At 64.4% G+C, this 18,400-nt stretch carries 15 protein-coding genes; 2 read left to right on the top strand and 13 right to left on the bottom strand.

What is annotated here, in order from left to right; translation table 11 throughout:
• Positions 1–97: 97 nt before the first annotated feature.
• The 5 genes from C1877_RS00630 to C1877_RS00610 form a co-directional block, all read right to left on the bottom strand.
• Positions 98–1,231 (bottom strand): PspC domain-containing protein, encoded by a 1,134-nt coding sequence (locus C1877_RS00630; protein WP_181813760.1) that lies wholly within the window; start codon positions 1,229–1,231, stop codon positions 98–100.
• Between the two features lie 34 nt (positions 1,232–1,265).
• Positions 1,266–2,648: a hemolysin family protein gene (locus C1877_RS00625; protein ID WP_015539184.1), complete on the bottom strand. Its 1,383-nt coding sequence runs from the start codon at positions 2,646–2,648 to the stop codon at positions 1,266–1,268.
• 165 nt (positions 2,649–2,813) lie between these two features.
• Positions 2,814–3,485 (bottom strand): PAQR family membrane homeostasis protein TrhA, encoded by a 672-nt coding sequence (gene trhA / locus C1877_RS00620; protein ID WP_227154824.1) that lies wholly within the window; start codon positions 3,483–3,485, stop codon positions 2,814–2,816.
• Positions 3,486–3,620: 135 nt separating this feature from the next.
• Positions 3,621–5,597 carry a PH domain-containing protein gene (locus C1877_RS00615; RefSeq protein WP_114568083.1) on the bottom strand — a complete coding sequence of 659 codons (1,977 nt, stop codon included), beginning with the start codon at positions 5,595–5,597 and terminating at the stop codon, positions 3,621–3,623.
• Positions 5,597–6,085 carry a PH domain-containing protein gene (locus tag C1877_RS00610; protein ID WP_041240121.1) on the bottom strand — a complete coding sequence of 163 codons (489 nt, stop codon included), beginning with the start codon at positions 6,083–6,085 and terminating at the stop codon, positions 5,597–5,599. Before C1877_RS00610 ends, C1877_RS00615 begins: the two co-directional genes overlap by 1 nt.
• Positions 6,086–6,269: 184 nt before the next feature.
• Between C1877_RS00610 and C1877_RS00605 the strand changes: the two genes are divergently transcribed.
• Both C1877_RS00605 and C1877_RS00600 read left to right on the top strand, forming a co-directional pair.
• Entirely contained in the window at positions 6,270–7,043 is a 774-nt protein-coding gene (locus C1877_RS00605) for a prepilin-type N-terminal cleavage/methylation domain-containing protein (protein WP_015539187.1), read from the top strand.
• A gap of 107 nt (positions 7,044–7,150) precedes the next feature.
• Entirely contained in the window at positions 7,151–7,594 is a 444-nt protein-coding gene (locus C1877_RS00600) for a GatB/YqeY domain-containing protein (RefSeq protein WP_015539188.1), read from the top strand.
• Positions 7,595–7,686: 92 nt separating this feature from the next.
• Here the strand turns inward: C1877_RS00600 and C1877_RS00595 are convergent, their stop codons facing one another.
• From C1877_RS00595 to C1877_RS00560, 8 genes are all read right to left on the bottom strand, one after another.
• Positions 7,687–8,400: a response regulator transcription factor gene (locus tag C1877_RS00595; RefSeq protein WP_041239145.1), complete on the bottom strand. Its 714-nt coding sequence runs from the start codon at positions 8,398–8,400 to the stop codon at positions 7,687–7,689.
• A gap of 103 nt (positions 8,401–8,503) precedes the next feature.
• A complete protein-coding gene (locus C1877_RS00590; protein WP_015539190.1) occupies positions 8,504–10,168 on the bottom strand; it encodes an ATP-binding protein in 1,665 nt (554 codons plus the stop codon).
• Between the two features lie 33 nt (positions 10,169–10,201).
• Positions 10,202–10,870 (bottom strand): TorD/DmsD family molecular chaperone, encoded by a 669-nt coding sequence (locus tag C1877_RS00585; RefSeq protein ID WP_114568082.1) that lies wholly within the window; start codon positions 10,868–10,870, stop codon positions 10,202–10,204.
• A 68-nt stretch (positions 10,871–10,938) separates the two neighbouring features.
• A complete protein-coding gene (locus tag C1877_RS00580) occupies positions 10,939–11,511 on the bottom strand; it encodes a 4Fe-4S dicluster domain-containing protein (RefSeq protein WP_015539192.1) in 573 nt (190 codons plus the stop codon).
• A 15-nt stretch (positions 11,512–11,526) separates the two neighbouring features.
• A complete protein-coding gene (locus tag C1877_RS00575) occupies positions 11,527–14,148 on the bottom strand; it encodes a molybdopterin-dependent oxidoreductase (protein WP_015539193.1) in 2,622 nt (873 codons plus the stop codon).
• 246 nt (positions 14,149–14,394) lie between these two features.
• Positions 14,395–15,480, bottom strand: a complete 1,086-nt coding sequence (locus C1877_RS00570; protein ID WP_114568081.1) for a DUF4190 domain-containing protein — start codon at positions 15,478–15,480, stop codon at positions 14,395–14,397.
• A gap of 129 nt (positions 15,481–15,609) precedes the next feature.
• Positions 15,610–16,644: a cytochrome d ubiquinol oxidase subunit II gene (gene cydB / locus C1877_RS00565; protein WP_015539194.1), complete on the bottom strand. Its 1,035-nt coding sequence runs from the start codon at positions 16,642–16,644 to the stop codon at positions 15,610–15,612.
• Positions 16,645–16,652: 8 nt separating this feature from the next.
• Complete coding sequence (locus C1877_RS00560) at positions 16,653–18,137, bottom strand: cytochrome ubiquinol oxidase subunit I (RefSeq protein WP_015539195.1); 1,485 nt, start codon at positions 18,135–18,137, stop codon at positions 16,653–16,655.
• Positions 18,138–18,400 lie beyond the last annotated feature (263 nt).

Raw genomic sequence — 18,400 nt, 5'->3', positions numbered from 1 at the left:
GGAAGCCGCAGATGCGCAGGTGATCATGCATCTTCCCCGCGTGTTCGTTTTTCGAACAAAGCGACCGTAGGCGAAGCACGGGAGGTAAGCGGCAGCGCTAGCGAACCACGGCGACGCCCACTTCGAAGGGGATGACGAACTCACGGCCGTAGGGTAGCGTGAGCACAATGAGGTCGTTCGGCCCCGGCACGGAGAACCACAGCATCCCCAGGACGCAGAACGCCACGAAGCACAGCCCCGCGAGCAACGTCCACCACGGCGCATGCAGCGCGCCGCCGATAATGAAGAACCCCACCATCATGAGCAGCAGCGGCCATAGGTTCAGGAACATGAGCTGCAAGGACGCCCACCCCACCAAGCCCAGGCTGAAGAACAGCAGCGTGCTGCCCAAGCTGAAGAGCATGAGGCCGTCCACGAACTGGATCATGCGGTGGCCCGGCGGCCCAGGAACCACCATTTGCACGATGCCGATGATGGCGAGGACAAGCGGCCAGAACTGCCACCACGCAATGCCGTCGATGTTCTCGGCCAGCAGCGCGGCTATGCCGAAGAACAGCAGGAACGACCCGACGAACACGGCCGCCTTCACCCCGGCGTTCCGCTGCGGGCCCCACGCAGGCGGCGGTGCGGACGCGGCATCCGGTGCACGCCAGCCGTTCGGCACTCCGGCTTGCTGCGGTTCTGCAGAGCCGCCCGGCACCGAGGACGCTCCCCCTCCCGCCGGAGCGTGATCTGCGCGGGGCGGCGCCTGCCAGTTGGGAGACTGCCACCCTGGTGCCTCCCATCCGGGCGCCTGCCAGCCGGACGGCACCTGGCACTGCGCCCGCTGCGCCCATGCGGCGGCCTCGGCCGTGGGCGGTTCGGGAGGCACGTGCCCCGTGCCCGCATAGGCGTCGTAAGGAAGGTGCTGCCGTGCGGCCGCCACCTCGGAGGCAGCGCGGGCGGCGTCGTCGGCGCGGGTGCGCGACGCGCCGACGTCCACGGAGCCGTACGTGTCCGAGTGCACGGAGTGGGGCTCCACCTCCACAGGACCAGCCTCGTTGGGAGCCAGGGGCAGGATGACCCACAGCGCCACATAGGCAACGGCGAACAACCCCGCCGTGGACAGCGTGAACGCCACCGTGAGGATGCGGGCGACCAGCGGGTCGAAGCTGAAGTACTCGGCCACACCGGCGCACACGCCCCCGACGAGCGCGTTGCGCGAGCGGTAGAGTCGCTTCTCGGTGTTCACGCTGCCTCCTGGTCGAACCGTCGACGCTGCACTATCAGTGGGAGGCAGGATGCTCGGCGTTCTCGGCGGCAGCTTCGGCGGGATCGCGGCCCGCATCGTCCTCGGCCTGCACAGCCGGCGCGTTGTCCGCACCAACCTCGCGCGTCACCCGGATGTTCGAGATGCGCCTGCGCCGCATGGCCTGGATCTTGAACCGGTACCCGCCGAACTCGAACTCGTCGCCCACCTGGGGAACGAAATCGATCATGCCCATGAGCCACCCGGCCATCGTCTCGTAGTCGTCCGACTCCGTGACGGGCCAGCCAAGCTTCAGCGCGTCCTCCACGGGGAAGCGCCCGTCCACGAGCCACGTTCCGTCCGACAGCGGCGTGATGAACTTGTTCTCGATGTCCGACTCGTCGATGATCTCGCCGACGATCTCCTCCACAATGTCCTCGACGGTAATTAAACCATCGGTGCCACCGTACTCGTCAACCACGATGGCCATCTGTTGCCTATTCGTTTGCATCTCGGAAAGAAGCGGGAACAGGTCCTTCGTCTCGGGCACGAACAGAGCCTCGTAGGCGTAGTCCGCCACCGGCTCGTTCTCCTTGCCGTCCATGAGGGGCCCGACCAGATCTTTGTAGTGCACGATGCCCACGATGCGGTCGATGTCCTCATGGAACACGGGCAGCCGCGAGTAGCCGGTGCCGCGCATGCGGTCGACGGCCTGGCGCACGGTTTCCGTATCCTCCACGAGGATCATGTCCACGCGCGGCTGCATGATCTCGTGCACCGTCATGTCGCCCAGGTCCAGGATGTCGTGGATCATGCGCTTCTCGTCGGGCAGCAGCTCGTCGTTGTCCGTGACCATGTACTTGATCTCTTCCTCGGACACGCTCTGGCGCTCGTCGGCGTTCTTGATGCGCAGCAGGCGCGACAAGCCGTTGGCCGAGGCCGAGGTCAGCGCCACCAGCGGGCGCGCGACCTTCTGGAACACCATCAGGGGGCCGGCCACCGTCTTGCTCACGCGTTCGGCGTCGGCCAATGCCATGCGCTTCGGCACGAGCTCGCCCACCACGATGCTCAGGTACGACACGATGAGCGTGATGAGCACGGGTGCCAGGCCGGGCGCGATGACCGAGAGCCAACCCACGCCGAAGCCGGACAGCCACTGTGCAAGCGGGTCCGACAGGTTCGTGGCTGCCGCGGCGGACGCGAAGAAGCCCACGAGCGTGATAGCCACCTGGATGGTGGCCAGGAACTGCCCCGAGTCGCTGGCCAGGCTAAGCGCGCGCTGGGCCTTCTTGTCGCCCTCGTCGGCATCCTTCTGCAGCAGCACATGCTTGGCGTTGACCAGGGCCATCTCCGACATGGAGAAGTAGCCGTTAACCAGAACGAGCAAAAACGTGACGACGATGCTTATCCCTATGTCCATGAAAGCGAAACTCACTCCTTTTAGCGTTGCGGATGCGTGCGGAGCCGCCTCTGCGGCCCGTGTTCGCGCTTTCGCGCCTCGCCGGAGAATGGGGTGCGGATACGAAGCCGCCTCCACCCCGGCAACCGTGGGGCTGTCATGCCCGCGCGCTCGTGCACGCGCCGCTTACATAATATAGAAGGCGATGGCCAAGAACTGGCAGACCGTTCCGGCCAGCACCCACAGATGGAAGATGGAATGCATATAGGGAATCTTCTTCAGCACGTAGAAGATGCAGCCTATCGTATAGCACACGCCGCCGCCCACGAGCAGCCACAGGCCCGGCCCCCAGAGGGCTGCGATGAGCGGCGGCAGGAACCACACGACGCACCATCCCATGAGCAGGTAGAGCACGGCTGATATCCAACGTGGACGGAACACCCAGAACGTTTCGCTGGCCACGCCCGCCAACGCCACGGCCCACACGAACGCGCACAGCCACAGGCCGCCCGAATCGGCGAGCGAGATGAGGCAGAACGGCGTGTAGGAGCCAGCGATGAACAGGTAGATGCAGCTATGGTCGAGCACCTTGAACACCTTTTTCGCCTTGTCGACGGCGATGGCGTGGTACAGCGTGGACATGGTGTACTCGAGCAGCATGGAGTAGGCGTACACGAGCGCACCCACCAGGTAGACGACTTCAGGATGCGCGGCCGCACGCACGGCCAGAAACGGAATTGCCGCCAGGGCGAAAACGATGCCGAGGCCGTGCGAGATGGAGTTGGCTATCTCCTCGCCCGCCTTGTACTCGCGGACGACGTGATCCGCACTCAACGCGCTTACCGAGGAATGGGGCACGGCGGACGCCGTTGCCGCAGCGGGCGGCACGGCTGGCTCGCAGGCCGCAGGGGTTTCGTCCGGAGGCTCCGGCAAAGGGGAAGTGCTACTTCGACTATCCGATGCATCGGGTGTTACCTGTGCGCTCATAATGCCTCACTCTACCACATTTCCCCGCGGCTTGAGCCAATCGAGCCAGCTGCGGGCATCTTCTTCACAGACGTCGATCAGGCGAATCGTGGTGCCGCCGACGCCGGCCGCGGTGCGGGCGCTCACGGTGGCCGTACGGGCGCGGCGCTGGAACGGGTTCGTCTTCGTATAGCCGAACTGGATCTTCTTGCGCGGGAAACTCACGGTCTCGCGGGCGAAGCCGCCGTTGCTCACCTGCATGAAATGCTCGTTGTACGCGAACCCGGACCCGCGGAACCACAGCACCGCCCCTACCAGGTCCAGCACGAACAGCACGAGGCACAGCGCATAGCCGATGAAGGCGCCGGTGTTGATATAGAAGAGGGCGATGACGCCGTCCCCGTCAGGGACGATAAACGCGTTCGAGCACAGCTGCCCGATGGCGATGATGACGGCGAGCCACAGCCCCGTTCCCTGGATGATGCCGCGACGGATAAGCGCGCGTCGCAGCGCCACAGGCGCCACGGGCGTGCTCTCCACCGGCACGCCGGCGAACTCGGGCACCAGGCCGGCAAGGATCTCGGGCACGCGGCTCATCTTCACGAACGGATGCACCACCAAACCCTGACTGAGGCTCTTCTGCTGTTCGTCGGAGCTCTCGGCTGCTGCATCGATCTTGCCGAGCGAGAGCTCGCAATAGCCCAGCAGGCGGCGGATGAAGCTCTGCTTCACGATGACCGACTGCACGCGGTCGACGCTCACGCCCTGGAACTGATGCTGCAGCAGGCCGCGTTCCACCTCTATGCGGTTGTCGCGCCGACAGGCTCGGAAGCCGCCGAACGAGATGGCGCTGCCCACGATGGACAAAAGCCACATGACGGCTGCAATAACCAGCACCAAAGCCACGCCGGCAGCCACGAGGTTGCCGCCGAACAGCTGGCCGCTCAAGAGCATGAACTGGCCGACAAGCGGATCTACCATGCCGGTGAGGACAGGTGCCATCTGGCTGGCGAACTGGGCTGCGCCGCCTAAGATGCCCAGTATGACGAGCACGAACGCGGTGTTGTTCGACAAGCCGGTGAACAGGAGCTCCTTGTTGGTCAAGCCGTACTCGTACGTCACCTTGCCGGTATCGACGGCCGAACCGCCGAACACGCCGCGAACGTCCGTCCATATCTCAGCCGGCGCATCCAGCACATTGTGGGGCGCCTGACCGGCAGATCCCGCGACCGCCGCCTGCCCGGCCGCACCCGCCTGGGGCAGCACCACGCCGCTCGCAGCCGCCACGGCAACGGCGGCCTCCTGGGGCGCCATGCCCTCCTGCACGGCCGTCGCGTACTGCTTGCGCGCGAACAGCTCGGTGCGCAGCTGCTCGGCCTGCGACTTCTGCACATAGGGCACCTGCACGGCCTTGTTGTTCGAGCCGCCTGCCGTATCGATGCTCACCGTGCACACGCCGAACACGCGCTGGAGCAGCGATGCGCGCTGGTCGACCGACTGGATGCGCTGGTAGGGCACGTGCACGCGCTTCTTGTTGAAGATGCCCGAGTACAGGTTGAACTCCTCGGGGCCTATGATGTAGTAGAGATGCTTGTACGACAGCCACTGGAAAAGCGCCACCAAGCCGATGATGAGCACGAGGCCCAGCACGATGGCGCCGATAACCAGCATGAGCAGGGGCAGGTCGTCGCCGATGGTCTCGCCATCGGCCAGCGCCCCCACGAAACCGGAGAAGCCCGAGACGAGCACCACGAAGAACATGGCGGCTCCCGCCTGTATGCTGCCGAGCCAAATGTAGCTGTGGTGCACATGGTGGCGGGGCGGTTCCTGCGGCATCGGCTGCTGCGGGAGGGGCTGCTGCGGGTACGGCTGGCCGGGATAAGGCGCCGGGGCGTAGGGTTGCGGTTGTCCGTAGGGAGCCGGGTAGTCAGGCTGGGGCTGCGAATCGCCGCGGGACGGTTGCGGCGCCCGGTCCTGCGGGGCTTGTTGCTGGTCCACGGCCATCACACGTCCTCCTGCGCGAGGCGCGCGAGCTCGGCCGCCTTGTCGCGCAGCTGCTCGGCGGTGCCGCTGTCGAGGCCCGGTATCTCGTGCTCGCCCGCGGCCGTGGCGACCGTCACGCTGGCCAGGCCGAACGCGCGCAGGATGGGTCCTTGGCGCGTGTCGGTGTTCTGCACGCGGATGAACGGGATGACGAAGCGCTTGCGCCATATGATGCCGCGCGCGATATCCAGGTAGTCGTCCGAGAGCTCGTAGCGCCACCGCATGAAGCGGATAGGCGGCAGCACGACCAGCCACACGACCATGCCCGCCACGTACAGGGCAGCCACCGCCGCCAGCACGACGAACATCCACCCCTCCGGCTCCACCGCCGCTGCGATGGCGAACGGCACGAAGCAGCATAGGAACACCACCGTGAGCCAGATGGCATCGTTGATGCGCCACACGTTCTTTATCTTGGGATTCAGCTGGTTTGCAGGCAGATCTCTCATGAACATCCTCCGCTCGAACTATATGCGCCCTTATCATACCAGAGCACCGGCACGCACCCCTCTCTTTTACCCAGCTTGTAACGTGGTTTTTGCATTCACCTGACCAGCAATTAAACCCCTCTGCCATTGTGCCCGCGCAACGGAGCGGGTATGATGCGGTTTGCCGCATAAAAGGAGACCGAGCATGCCCGACAACGTGCCCTCGCACAACCCAAAGCTTCGCCGCATCGGCGGCTTCACCCTAGCCGAACTGCTTATCGTAGTGGCTATCGTCGGTGTGCTCGTGGCCATAGCCATCCCGGTGTTCACAGCCCGGCTGGCAAAAGCCCAAGAAGCCACCTGCATAGCCAACCGCCGCAGCATGTACGCCGAAGTGGTGACGACTGCGATGGATACGGAGAAGGAGGCGGAGGTTTTCGGTAAAATCGACCGCCTGGCTAAAGGTTACACCTGCCCGAATGGCGGAAATTGGAGCTGGGACACAGGTACACGGAGCATTACCTGCGATGAACATCCAGACGAAACGGAAAACCCGAGCATAACAACCAGCAAGTCCTATCTCTCGGACTGGAACAAGTTCATCGACAGTATCACCGACCCGAAGATAAAAAATAACAACTCAAAAATGAGGGAACTATTTTTCGCAGAATATGGTTCCCCTTTACTCACTTACCAAGGCAAGGACTACAACGTGCAACCCTTTTTTAAGAGTACAGGGGAAACTTGGTTGTTTGCGAGAGAGGGAACGGGTGATAACTGGTCTGCAAACTTCGTTTACGACCCCATAGATCAATCCTGGTATCGGTGCGTCAAAGAAAATGGAACCCCTACAAGCGCTTCGATAAGCAGTATCAGTACCACGGAAGAGCTTCACAAGTATATGATGGGGGAATTGACCGATCAATGGAATAACAGGTGGGAAAAGGTCGAAAATCCCAAGATCTCTTCTGTCACTTAACAAGAACGAGTGTTTCACGTGAAACACTCGTTCTTGTTTTTTGGTGTTGCGTTTCGTGCAGTATACTCGTGACGAAACGAGATTGCACAACGAAAGCGAGGGACCGGATGAAGTACGACGAGTTGAAGGACGAGATCAAGGCTGCGATGAAGGCGAAGGACAAGGTTCGGCTGTCCATCCTGCGGCAGGTGCATGGCGAGATCAAGAACATCGAGGTGAACGAGCGGCGCGACATCGAGGACGCAGACGTCGACGCCATGCTCAAGCGGCTCATCAAGCAGACGCGCGAGACGCTCGACGGGTCCATCAAGGCCGGCAACGACCAAGAACGCACGGACATGCTGACCGAGCAGGTAACTATCCTGGAAAGCTACCTGCCCAAGCAGGTGGAGGGCGCCGAGCTTACCGCGCTCATCGACGAGGTGCTGGCCGAAACGGGCGCCTCCACGAAGAAGGACATGGGGCGCGTCATGGGCGCGCTCACGCAGAAGACCTCCGGAAACTTCGACAAAGCGGCCGCCGCCAAGGAGCTGGGACAGCGCCTGTCGTAGCAAGAGGCCAAAACCGCACGTTGGAGGCGGGCCACGATACCTGACTGCTGCATCGTGGCCCGCCCAATGCAGACACCGTGGCTTGCGGTCGGTCAACAGCGCTCGGCGAACTTGTAGCCCACGCGCCAGACGGTGAGCAGGTACTTCGGCTGCGAGGGGTTCTCCTCTATCTTCTCGCGGATCTTGCGCATGAACACGGTGATGCTGCTCTCGTCCACCTCGCTATCCTCGCCCCAGATGTGCGCGAAGATCTGCTGGCGCGTGAACACCTGCCCTGGATTCGCGGCCAAAAGCGCCAGGATCTCGAACTCCTTGGCCGTAAGGTCGACTTTCCGCCCGTGCAACCGTGCCTCGTACTGGTTGAAGAACACCTCCAAGTCGCCCGTCGTGGAGCTGCCCTCGCGGTTCACGGCCTTCGCAAACGCGAGGTCGTCCTTGTGGCGCCTCAGATGCGCCTCGATGCGCAGCAAGAGCTCGTCGGGGCTGAACGGCTTGACCACGTAGTCGTCGCCGCCGGCCTTGAAGCCGATGCTCTTGTCCACGATGTCGCCCTTCGCCGACAGGAAGACGATGGGTATGCGCCGCCCTTCCTCGCGCATGCGCCGGCACACGTCGAAGCCGTTCATGCCGGGCATCATCACGTCGAGCAGCAGCAGGTCGGGCTTCTCGTCGGCCAGCAGCGCCAGCCCCTCCTCGCCGTCGAACGCCGCGCAGAACGCATAGCCCGCATCCTCCACGATGCGCCTCATGAGCACGTGCAGGCTCTCGTCATCGTCGACGAGCATCACTTTCGCTGCATTTCCCATACGGTTCCTCCCCTTCCCCTTGGTTCCCACCGTCGCCGCGCCCGACCGCACCCGCCGGCGACCGCCCGCACGCGCCCGCCCGCACGCCGCGCCCTTGCCGTGCTCAGATCCCGTCCGGCCCATCCACCGGTATGCGCACCGTGAACACGCTGCCGTGCCCCAGCTCGCTCTCCACCGAGATGGTACCCCCATGCATCTCCGCGTACTCCTTCGCCAGCGAGAGCCCCAGGCCGGTGCCGTTGTAGCGGCGCGACGCCGACGAGTCGGCTTGCACGAAGCGGTCGAAGATGCGCCGCTGATCCTTCTTCGCGATGCCGATGCCCGTGTCCGCGACGCGCAGCCACACCTGGCCGCACTCGGGATGCCAGCTGATGGACAGGCGCACGTCGCCGCCCTCCGGCGTGAACTTCACCGCGTTGCCGCACAGGTTCTCCAGCACGTGGCGCAGCTTCTCGAAATCGGCCGTCACGAGCGGCACGTCGGGGTCTATCTCGCAGGCGAACGCGATGCCCTTGCGGTTCGCCAGCGGCTGCACCACGGCCTGCACCATGCCCGCGATGTCTCCTAAGTCCACCGTTTCCCTGTTCATCTCTATCCTTCCGGCGTCGAGCCGGCTCATCTCCAGTATGTCGTTGATCATCAGCAGGAGCGCGCGGCTGTTCGCCTCGATCTCGCGCCGCGTCTCCGCCTCCTTCTCGTCGGCAGGCTCGCTGTTGCGGTTCAGCAGCTCCGTGAAGGCGATGATGGACGTGAGCGGCGTGCGCAGCTCATGGCTCATCATGGCCAGGAACTCGGATTTGTAGCGGTTCTCGTCGCGCAGGCGGCCGTTGGCCTCCTCCAGCTGGGCGCGCTGCCGCTCGAGCACGGCGTTCGCCTCGGCCAGCTGCGCGGTGCGAACCTGCACCTGCGCCTCCAGGTTGCTGTATATGCCAGCCAGCTCGTGCGCCATCTCGTTGAACTCGGTCATGAGCGTGTTCATCTCGCGCGACGATTCCGTGTGCGCCAGCTCCACGTCCAAGTCGCCCGTCTGGATGCGCTCGACGCCCGCCTGTATCTTGCTGAGCGGCCGTGTGACAAGGTAGGTGAGCGCCAGGTACATGATGACCAGGCACGCCACCAGCATGCCGCCGAAGAAGATGACGTCCTGCACCACGGCGCCCTTCTCGCTGTCCATGTACACGTCGAGCGGTATGACGATGCTGATAGCCCCGCCCACGTCGCCCGAGCGCCATCCTTCCTTGGCATAGCCGGTCACGTCGATCTCGCCGGCAGGCTCGCCATGGCAGTCGAGGCAGTTCTTCTCGATGCGCATGGGCGCAAGGTAGCGGAACACCTCCTCGCCCTGGTACTGCGTGATCTCGTAGAACTCGCGGCAGGAGGAGTCGGCGTAGAACGCGTCGAGCGCGCGGGCCTCGAAGGCGTCCGGCTCGTCGGCTTGGTTGCGCGGGTTGAAGTTCACGAACCGCGTGGTGTAGCTGGACTGCGACGTGAAGAGCTGCCCGATGCTGCGGCCGGCGATAGCGCAGTGGAGGCCCTGGTACACGCCGTCATCGGTGTAGGATATCTGTTCGAGGCGGTCTTGGTTCGAGGCCATGAACTCCCAGACGGCGTCCATCTGCTGGGTGAGAACCATGCCCTTCTCGCGCAACTCGTTCTCCATCTGGGCGCGCTTGTTCTCGGACGTCCAGGCCAGGTTGGCCACGAGCGATACGGCGATCAGCACGATGATCAGGCCCGCGAACTTCGTCTTCAGCTTTATGTTCCCCATGACGCTGCCCCTCCCCAGGCGGTCGCGGCTACCCTACCCCGCGGCCAGCAGCTCCTCCAGCACCTCGGCGTCGCGGGCGCACACGAGGGCCGCCAGCTCTGCGAACCGCGGGTAGAAGGCCCCGGCACCGGCACTGTCCGCCAGCCGCTCCGCGAAAGCCCCGACCCATGCCAGCAGGTGCTCGCGCAGGAAATCACGCTGCACCGAGAGCAGATCCGCACTGCGCCCCTTGTCGCCCGCCTCGTATGCGGCGCGTGCGTCGGACGCGAGCGTCGCCATGAAGTCGAGCTCCACGGCCAGGTGGTCATCGGCCTCGTGGGGGTAACCCGCGGCGGCGTAGCCCGCCCGGCGGTAGGCCTCCCTCACGGCAAGCGTGCTCTCCTGGAACAGCAGCGGCTCCCCGGTAGCATACACCGACTCCCATGGTGGGGCGGGGAGCTTCGCCGGGCCGATGAAAAGTTTCGTGTACACACTGCGCAGCTGCCCGAGGCCGTTTGCGGCCGCCACCTCGGCGAGCGCATCCTGCAGGCGCGCGCCCTCGCCGTCCTCGCCGTCGAGCAGCGCGCATTCCTCTCGCGTGTGCGCATCGGCCACGATATCGAGCAGCGCGTCGTCGGGCTCGGCCGCGAAGGCCCGCCAGAGGTAGCGGTAGAGGAAACACCTGTTGGCGAGCATGGTGCCCGCCGTATCATCGTAGTGCATGTCGTCCCCCTTACGGGCAAGCTGCAGCGGCTGGGAGGGAGGAGGCCGCTGCAGCTTGTCATCGGATGTTACATGAGCGCCGACACGGGGTCGGGCTCGAGCGCCGCCGGCTTCGCCTCGATGGCGATGCTCGGCTCGGTCTTGGGCTCGGGCAGCACCGCGATGGCGTTCACCGCATCGGGATGCGCGGCGCGCAGCTCGTCGATCGGCCCGAACTCGAGGGCGCGCATCGGGCACGCTGCCACGCAGGCCGGCTGCTCGCCGTTCGCGCGAAGCTGGATGCAGCCGTCGCACTTGTGCGTCTTCTGGATCGATTCGATATGCTGCGGCACGCCGTACGGGCACGCCTTCACGCAGTACTGGCAGCCGATGCACTTCTCGTCGTCGTGCTGCACCGTGCCGTCTTCCTCGTCGATGTACATGGCAGCGTTAGGGCAGGCCGCCACGCACTCGGGCTTCTCGCAATGGTTGCACGAGCCGGAGTAGTGGTAGGTCTGCACGGCGGGGTACTCCCCCACCTCGAAGTCCGACAGCCTCCTGAAGATCACGCCCATCTCAAGGTCGTTCTTGTCCTTGCACGCAACCTGGCACGTTCTGCAGCCGATGCAGGCGGTCATGTCGAAGTAGAATCCGTTTCCCATCGTCGATCACCTCTCCTACATCTGCGCTTCGGGGATGCGCATGGGCTGCTCGCAGTCGGGTGCGAGCTCTTCCTGGTACTTCTCGATGTTGCCTATGCAGGTGTTCCAACCGGACACGCCCTGGCCCGACTGAATCTGCCCGGTGAGGATGTTGTCCGATCCGGCACGGTCGATGCCTTTTTCCTCGTCCATATCGACCCATGCGCCATGGGGCAGGCCGATGACGCCCGGCATGAAGCGCTGCGTGGGGCAGGCCGTGCGCAGGCACTTGCCGTGCGGGCTGGTGAGCAGCACCGTGTCACCTTCTTCTATTCCCTTTTCCTTCGCGTCCTGAACGCTGATGAAAACAGGGTTCGGCCAGGTCTCGCGCAGCCACTGCACGTTGTCGAACACGGTGTGGGAGCGGCGCAGGTAATGCGGGTTGTACACCTGGAAGGGATAGTCGCCCTTCACGCCCACCTCGAAGTCGCTATACGTGGCCTCGACACCCTCTTGCGGGGGAACATAGGTGGGGATGGCCTCGATCTTGCTGTAGCCGATGCCGTTTATGGCATCGCGCAAGGGGGCGCAGTATATCTCCTGCTTGCCGCTGGCCGTCTTCAGCGGGTTCGCCTCAGGGTCTTGGACGAACTTCTCGTAGGCGATGTAGGTGTAGCCGTCATCGGGCGAGCGGGGTATCTGGTACATGCCCTGCTCGATGAGCTCTTTCATTCCCAAGACGCCCTCTTGCGGCTCGCCTTCGCACTCCCATTCCTTGATGTCGTCCTCGGTGATGGTGACGAGCGGCTGCTTCTCGCCTGCCTCGTCGACGATATAGGCCCCCGCGAACTGGTTGAACAGCTGCTGCTTCACGCCGAAGGGGAATACTTCTTCGGAGTTGAGTCCCAGGCGCTTGCCTATCTCGCTGGCGATCTCCTCGTCGGACAGGCATTCGTACATCCGGTCGATCACCTTCGAGTGGTAGATGAGCGCCTCGCGGTTGCCTTGGAGGAAGCCGCCCTCCTTCTCCCAGTAGGACTCGATGGGCAGCACGAAATCTGAGTAGGCGGCGTTCGTGGTCATGAACAGGGAGTGCGTGACCACGAGGTCGACCTTGCGGTGAGCCTCGATGCCCTTGGCCTGCCCGTCGGTGGTCTGGAGCTTCGCGTTCATGCTATCGTGGTAGATGAGCTTGATGTCCACCTCGCGCGGCTCGCCGGGAACCTTCTTCGTGGAGCCGCCCGCATAGGTGTACTTACCGTCGACGATGGCGTTCCACATCTCCGTGTCGTTGATGCTCTCGGTGGCGGCCAGGGGGTTCTTGATGGAAGGCAGGCCGTTGGAGCCCGCGCCGATCAGGTACGTGCCGCCGCTGAAGGAGCGCGAGTGGCACGACAGGCCGCACATGTGGCCCGACTTGCCGAAGTGGCCGCCCATCGCGCCCAGCGTCATGACCAGCTGGGGCAGGCAGTCGGCGTTGTGCGTGCGAGCGGAGGCCCAGGCCATAAGGATGGCGGCCTTGTTGTCCTTGCCCACGAGCTCCGCCAGATAGCGGATGTTCTCGGGGCTCACGCCGCAGATCTTGGAAGCCCACTCGGGCGACTTCGGGGTTCCGTCGTGGGTTCCCAAGACGTAGTCCTTGAAGTTGCCGGCCGGATCCTCGCCCTCGGGCATGTGATCGGCATCGAAGCCTACGGTGTGCGCGTTCAGGTAATCCCAGTCGATCAGGCCCTTCTCGCCGTCAAGCTCCAGCATGGCGTTCGCGATGCCTAAAAACAGCGCCATGTCGGTCGAGGGGCGGCAAGGAATCCACTCGGCGTCAACGAGCGCGTAGGAGTCGTTGTAGAAGGGGTCGACCGCGACGAACTTCGCGCCGGCCTTCTTCATCTGCAACAGGTGGTAGGCAGGGTTGCCGGCGGAGGACCAGGCCGGGTTCGTGCCGAACATCACTACGACCTCGCTGTTACGCATGTCCAGGCGGTCGTTGATGCCCTCGTTCGGCTGCGGGGCGATGCCCACCACGTCGGGCGTGTACGTCCACGCGCCACGCGAGGTGGTGCCCCAGTGGCCGATGTAGCCGCCGTAGAGGCTCAAGAACTTGGACACGGGGCCGCCGTCGGCGAAGAACGCGCGGTTGCCGTGGGCATCCTTGATGCGCTTGATCTCGTCGGCGATATACGTATAAGCCTCGTCCCACGTGATGCGCTCCCATTCGTCCTTGCCGCGCATATCGCCGTGGGAGTTCTCGCCGCCGCCCGGCTGCCAGGACTTGCGCTTCATGGGGTACTTCAGGCGGTCGGACGAAAGCACGTGGTTGCGCTGCGCACGGCCGCGGACGCAGGCTCGCTGCTGCGGGTAGTCGGGGCTGTCCTCGTGGGTGTCGTCGGTCTTCTGGCGGATGACCACGCCGTCCTTCACGAGCGCCTTGTTGAGGCATCGACCGCCGCAGTTGTGCCAACAGGCCGCCGTGACCCAGGTGCCGTCCGTGACGTTGCGGACGTCGGGCGCCTTGTCCTCCTTCGCCGGCTCGACCTTGTTGGGCGCGCAGCCGGCCAAGCCGCCTACGGCCAGGGCGGCCGTGGCAGCGGCGCTGGCTTTGACGAAGCCCCTTCTGCTCAGCTCCGAAGACTGCCGAACCTTCTCCATATAGCTCGCCATCTCTTCCCTCCTTTTTCGTGCTTCCCCTTGGAGCAGCACCTTCTCGATGCCTTTCGATGAGATTACAAACCGGCAGCGTTAATAGCAATGGTTTCAGCCTTGAGTGTTTCTTAAGAAGATGTTTCCCAAATATTAATGATTACCTTAGTCTTATTATCTCTAAAATGCGGGAAGGCGGGCCGCTGGGCCCGCCTTCCCGCATAGTCGGCGTTGCGCGTCCCGCAAAGGGCGGGCGGCGCGGGGCGTTTAGAGGTTGCCGAACAGCAGTTCCGTCTCATCGGCCCAGGACTCTTCGTCGATGACCCAGGCATCCCCTTGCTTCACCAGGTCAACGCCAATATAGCTCTCGGTCGTGTCCGTGGTCTTCTCCATGGCGGCATTGAACAGCTCGCCGAGCTTGGCCTTCATGGCCGCCTCGTCCATCGAGCCCGCCTCCGTGGAGCGCGAGAACGCCGTGGCGTCCGTCATGAAGGTGCTAGCGAACGCGTACACGTCGCGCATGGTCACGTCGGCATACGTGGTGCCGGTGCCGTCGCTGTTCGTGTAGGTACCGTCAAGCTGGTAGTCGAAGTCGGCCAGCAGCCACTGGACGAACGCAACCGGGTCGACGCCCAGCTCGGCCAAGCTGTAGCCGGCGCTGTCGGCGAACTCGGCATCGAGCTGGGCCGCAAGCTGCTGCACGAACGCCGGGTCCTGATTCTTCAGCTTGTCGAGCTCCGCTTGGGCCACGGCCTCGGCCTGCTTCTCGTCCTCGGTCGCATTGAGCCCGGAACTTGAATCCGCGTAGGGCGCGTTGTCCACCACCGTCACCGAACCGGGGTTCGCCGCGAGGTAGGCCATGGCGCCGAAACCGATGACCAGGTACAGGATGAACGATAGCACGGAGAGCACGATGCCGATGATGCCGCACACCTTGCCGCCGGTTGCCTTGCCGTCCTTGCCGGCCTCTTTCACGGCCTTCACCGCGAGCACGATGGCGACGATGCCCAGGATGATGCCGAACAGCGGGGCCCACGCCAACAGGATGGCGAAGATGCCGCACACGAGCGCGCCCGTAGCCTTGCCGCTCTTCGTCGGCTGCTGGTAGTAGCCAGGCGCAGGCTGGCCGTAAGGGTTGACCGACTGACCGGGAGCGAAAGGCTGCTGCGGCTGGCCTTGCGGCGCGGCGGCCTGGTACGGCTGCGCGGGCGGGGTCTGGCCCGGAGCCGGCGGGGGCGGCGGGGTGGGCATCGGCTCGGAAGCAGGCCCGGAAGCGGGCGTCGCCGCGCCATCCGGCTGCTGCGGCTCGGGGTTCTCGGGCAAGGGTACCGTCCGATCTTGATCTTCTGCCATGGTCGTTCCTCTCTGATCAGGCTCGTTGTTGCTCAATACTCTACCACAATACTATAGTAAAGTAAGGCCGACCCGCAAATCGGGTCGGCCTTCGATTCTGCTTTCGCCAAGGTTTCCGCAGCTGTCGCGCTAGTAGTGCGCCAGGTCGTCGTCCTCGATGCGCCCGCGGAACGTGCGGTAGATGATCACGTGGTACACCAGCACCAGCGGCAGGCCCACGCACGTGATGATGGTCATCCACATGAGCGAGAGCTCGGACGACGCGGCGCTCATGAGCGTGATGGACGGGCCCACGCTGCCGGCCGACGCCACCACGAGGTTCGGGAACATCGAGGCGGCCAGAAGCCCCACCAGGCAGAACGCCGACACCGACTGCGCAAGGAACGCGCCCTTGTCGCTGCCCTCGCCGCGCCGCGCCAGCACGATGGAGGCCACGATGCCGCCCACGGCCAGGATGGCGAACAGCCAGCGCACGATGCCGAGCGCCGGGTCCATGGCCGGCTGGATGACGAAGTGCCCGTACACCGACACCGCCAGGAACAGCACGAGCGCCGCCACCTGGAGCGGCAGCCGCAGGCCGACCGCACGCGCCTGCAGGGCGGACGGCTTCGGCGCCTTGAGCGCGATCCACGCGGCGCCCGCCGCCATGAACATGGCCAGGCCGAGCAGGCCGCACAGCAGCGTGAACGGGGTGATGAGCCCCAGCAGCGGGACACCCACGTAATCGCCGTTCATATCCATGGGGATACCCGCGTAGATGTTGCCCACGGCCACGCCCAGAAGCAGCGCCGGCAAGAGCGACCCCACGAAGAAGCAGCCGTCCCACACCTTGCCGTACTTCTTGTCGTGCCCGCGGTACTCAAGCGACACCGCACGCACGATCAGGCCGAACAGCACCAGCATGACCGCCAGGTAGAACCCGCTGAACGTGGCGGCGTACGCGGGGGCGAACGCCGCGAACAGCGCGCCGCCGGCCGTGAGCAGCCACACCTCGTTGCCGTCCCACACCGGACCGATGCTGCGGCGCACGACGGCCTTCTCGCGGTCGTCCTTCGCCACGAAGGGGTACAGCACGCCCGCGCCCAGGTCGAACCCATCGAGCACGAAGTACCCGCCGATGAGCACGAAGATCAGGAAGAACCACAGCACGTTGAAGAAAGTCATCTCCACGGCTACTCACCGCCTTTCGCAGCGACCGCAGGATCGTCCACCGGCGCGAAGCCGGGCACGGCGTCCTTGCGCTTGGCCTCGTCGGATGCGGCATCGTCGGCCTCGGCCGGCGCCACCACCGGGCCCTCCTTGATGAAGCGGCCCATGACGCGCGCCCACGCGAAGATGAGGAACACGTACACCAGGAAGAACAGCGCCATGGTGATCAGCAGCTCGGGTGCCGATACCGAGGCCGAAGCCGCGTCGCCGGTGGCGAGCGCCACGCCCTCGGGACCGGTGGCCGACGGGTACACGACCCACGGCTGGCGGCCGAGCTCGGCGGTGAACCATCCGGTCTGGATGGCGATGACCGGGAACACCGGCGAGATCAGCACGAGGCGCTGCAGCCACTTCATGTTCTTGATGCGGCCGCCCTTGCGGTACGTGAACACGATGGCCAGGATGGCCGTGATCATGATCAGGCCGTACATAGCCACCATGATATGGTACGTCTGGAACACGAAGTTCACGGGCGCCGTCTCGGGGTCGAGCGCGCCGTACTGCTCCGTCTCGGCCAGCGAGTTCAAGCCCTGGTACTCGGTGTCCCAGGTGCCCGTGGCCAGGAAGCTGGTACCGCCGGGGATGGAGAACGGGGTGATGACCTGCTGGCTCTCCTCGTCCACCCAGCCGAACAGGTACAGCGGCGGAACCTCGTCGTCGTACATGCCCTCCATCATGGCGAGCTTCGTGGGCTGCTCTTCGGCCACGACCACGGCCGACGCATGCGCCGTGAAGATCATGACGCAGCTGGTGACGATGCCCACCACGGCGCCGATGCGCATGGTCTTCATGGCGAAGTCGGCGTGCCGGCCCTTGATCAGGTACCACGCGCTCACGGCCATGGCGGCGAACGCGCCCATGATGAGCAGCGCCACCACCACGTGGCTGTAGCGGGCCATGAGCGACGGGTTGAGCGCGGCGCCCAGGAAGTCCGTGATGACGGCCTTCGACCCGTCGGCCGCAAGCTCCGCGCCGGCCGGCGTCTGCATCCACGAGTTAGCGATGAGGATCCACAGCGCCGAGAGGCAGGAACCGAACCACACGAGCCAGGCGCTCACCAGGTAGAATTTCGGCGACACGGTCTTGCGGCCGAACAGCAGGATGCCGAGGAACACCGACTCCAGGAAGAAGGCCAGCAGGGCCTCGGCAGCAAGCGGCGCGCCGAAGATGTCGCCCACGAAGCGGGAATAGTCGGCCCAGTTCGTTCCGAAGGAGAACTCCATCGTGATGCCCGTGGCCACGCCTATCACGAACGTCGCGGTGAAGATCTTCACCCAGAACCTCGAGGCCGCCGCGTCTTTCTCGTTGCGCGAGCGGTAGTACTTGGTTTCGTTGATGGCTAGGATCAATCCCAAACCGATGGTCAACGGCACGAAGAAGAAGTGGTAGGCCGCCGTCAGGGCGAACTGCACACGCGCCAGCAACACGGGATCGGAAAAGATATCCATGGCACACCCCCTTTATGTCTCGCCTTGCCCTCCGCGCCGGCCCTGGGGAATCGGCGCGCTTTTAATTGATACTATACTAGCACCATTTATATGAAAATACTATGCCTGCTCCGATCATTTTTCGGCTCCAAGCGGTTGCCTGCCCCCTCCTGCCGATTGTAGGGCCGTGCACTGCGGTCGTTCCCGTTTCGGCACGGAATCGTTGACGGAGGGGATGCTCTTTTCCGCAGCCTCGGCCGCGCGGCGGCGTGAGAGAGCGAGGA

It is taken from the genome of Gordonibacter pamelaeae, from assembly GCF_003340385.1.
Taxonomy (GTDB): Bacteria; Actinomycetota; Coriobacteriia; order Coriobacteriales; family Eggerthellaceae; genus Gordonibacter; species Gordonibacter pamelaeae.
Note: the sequence above shows the minus strand (reverse complement) of the source record. Positions and strands in the feature narration are given on the sequence as shown.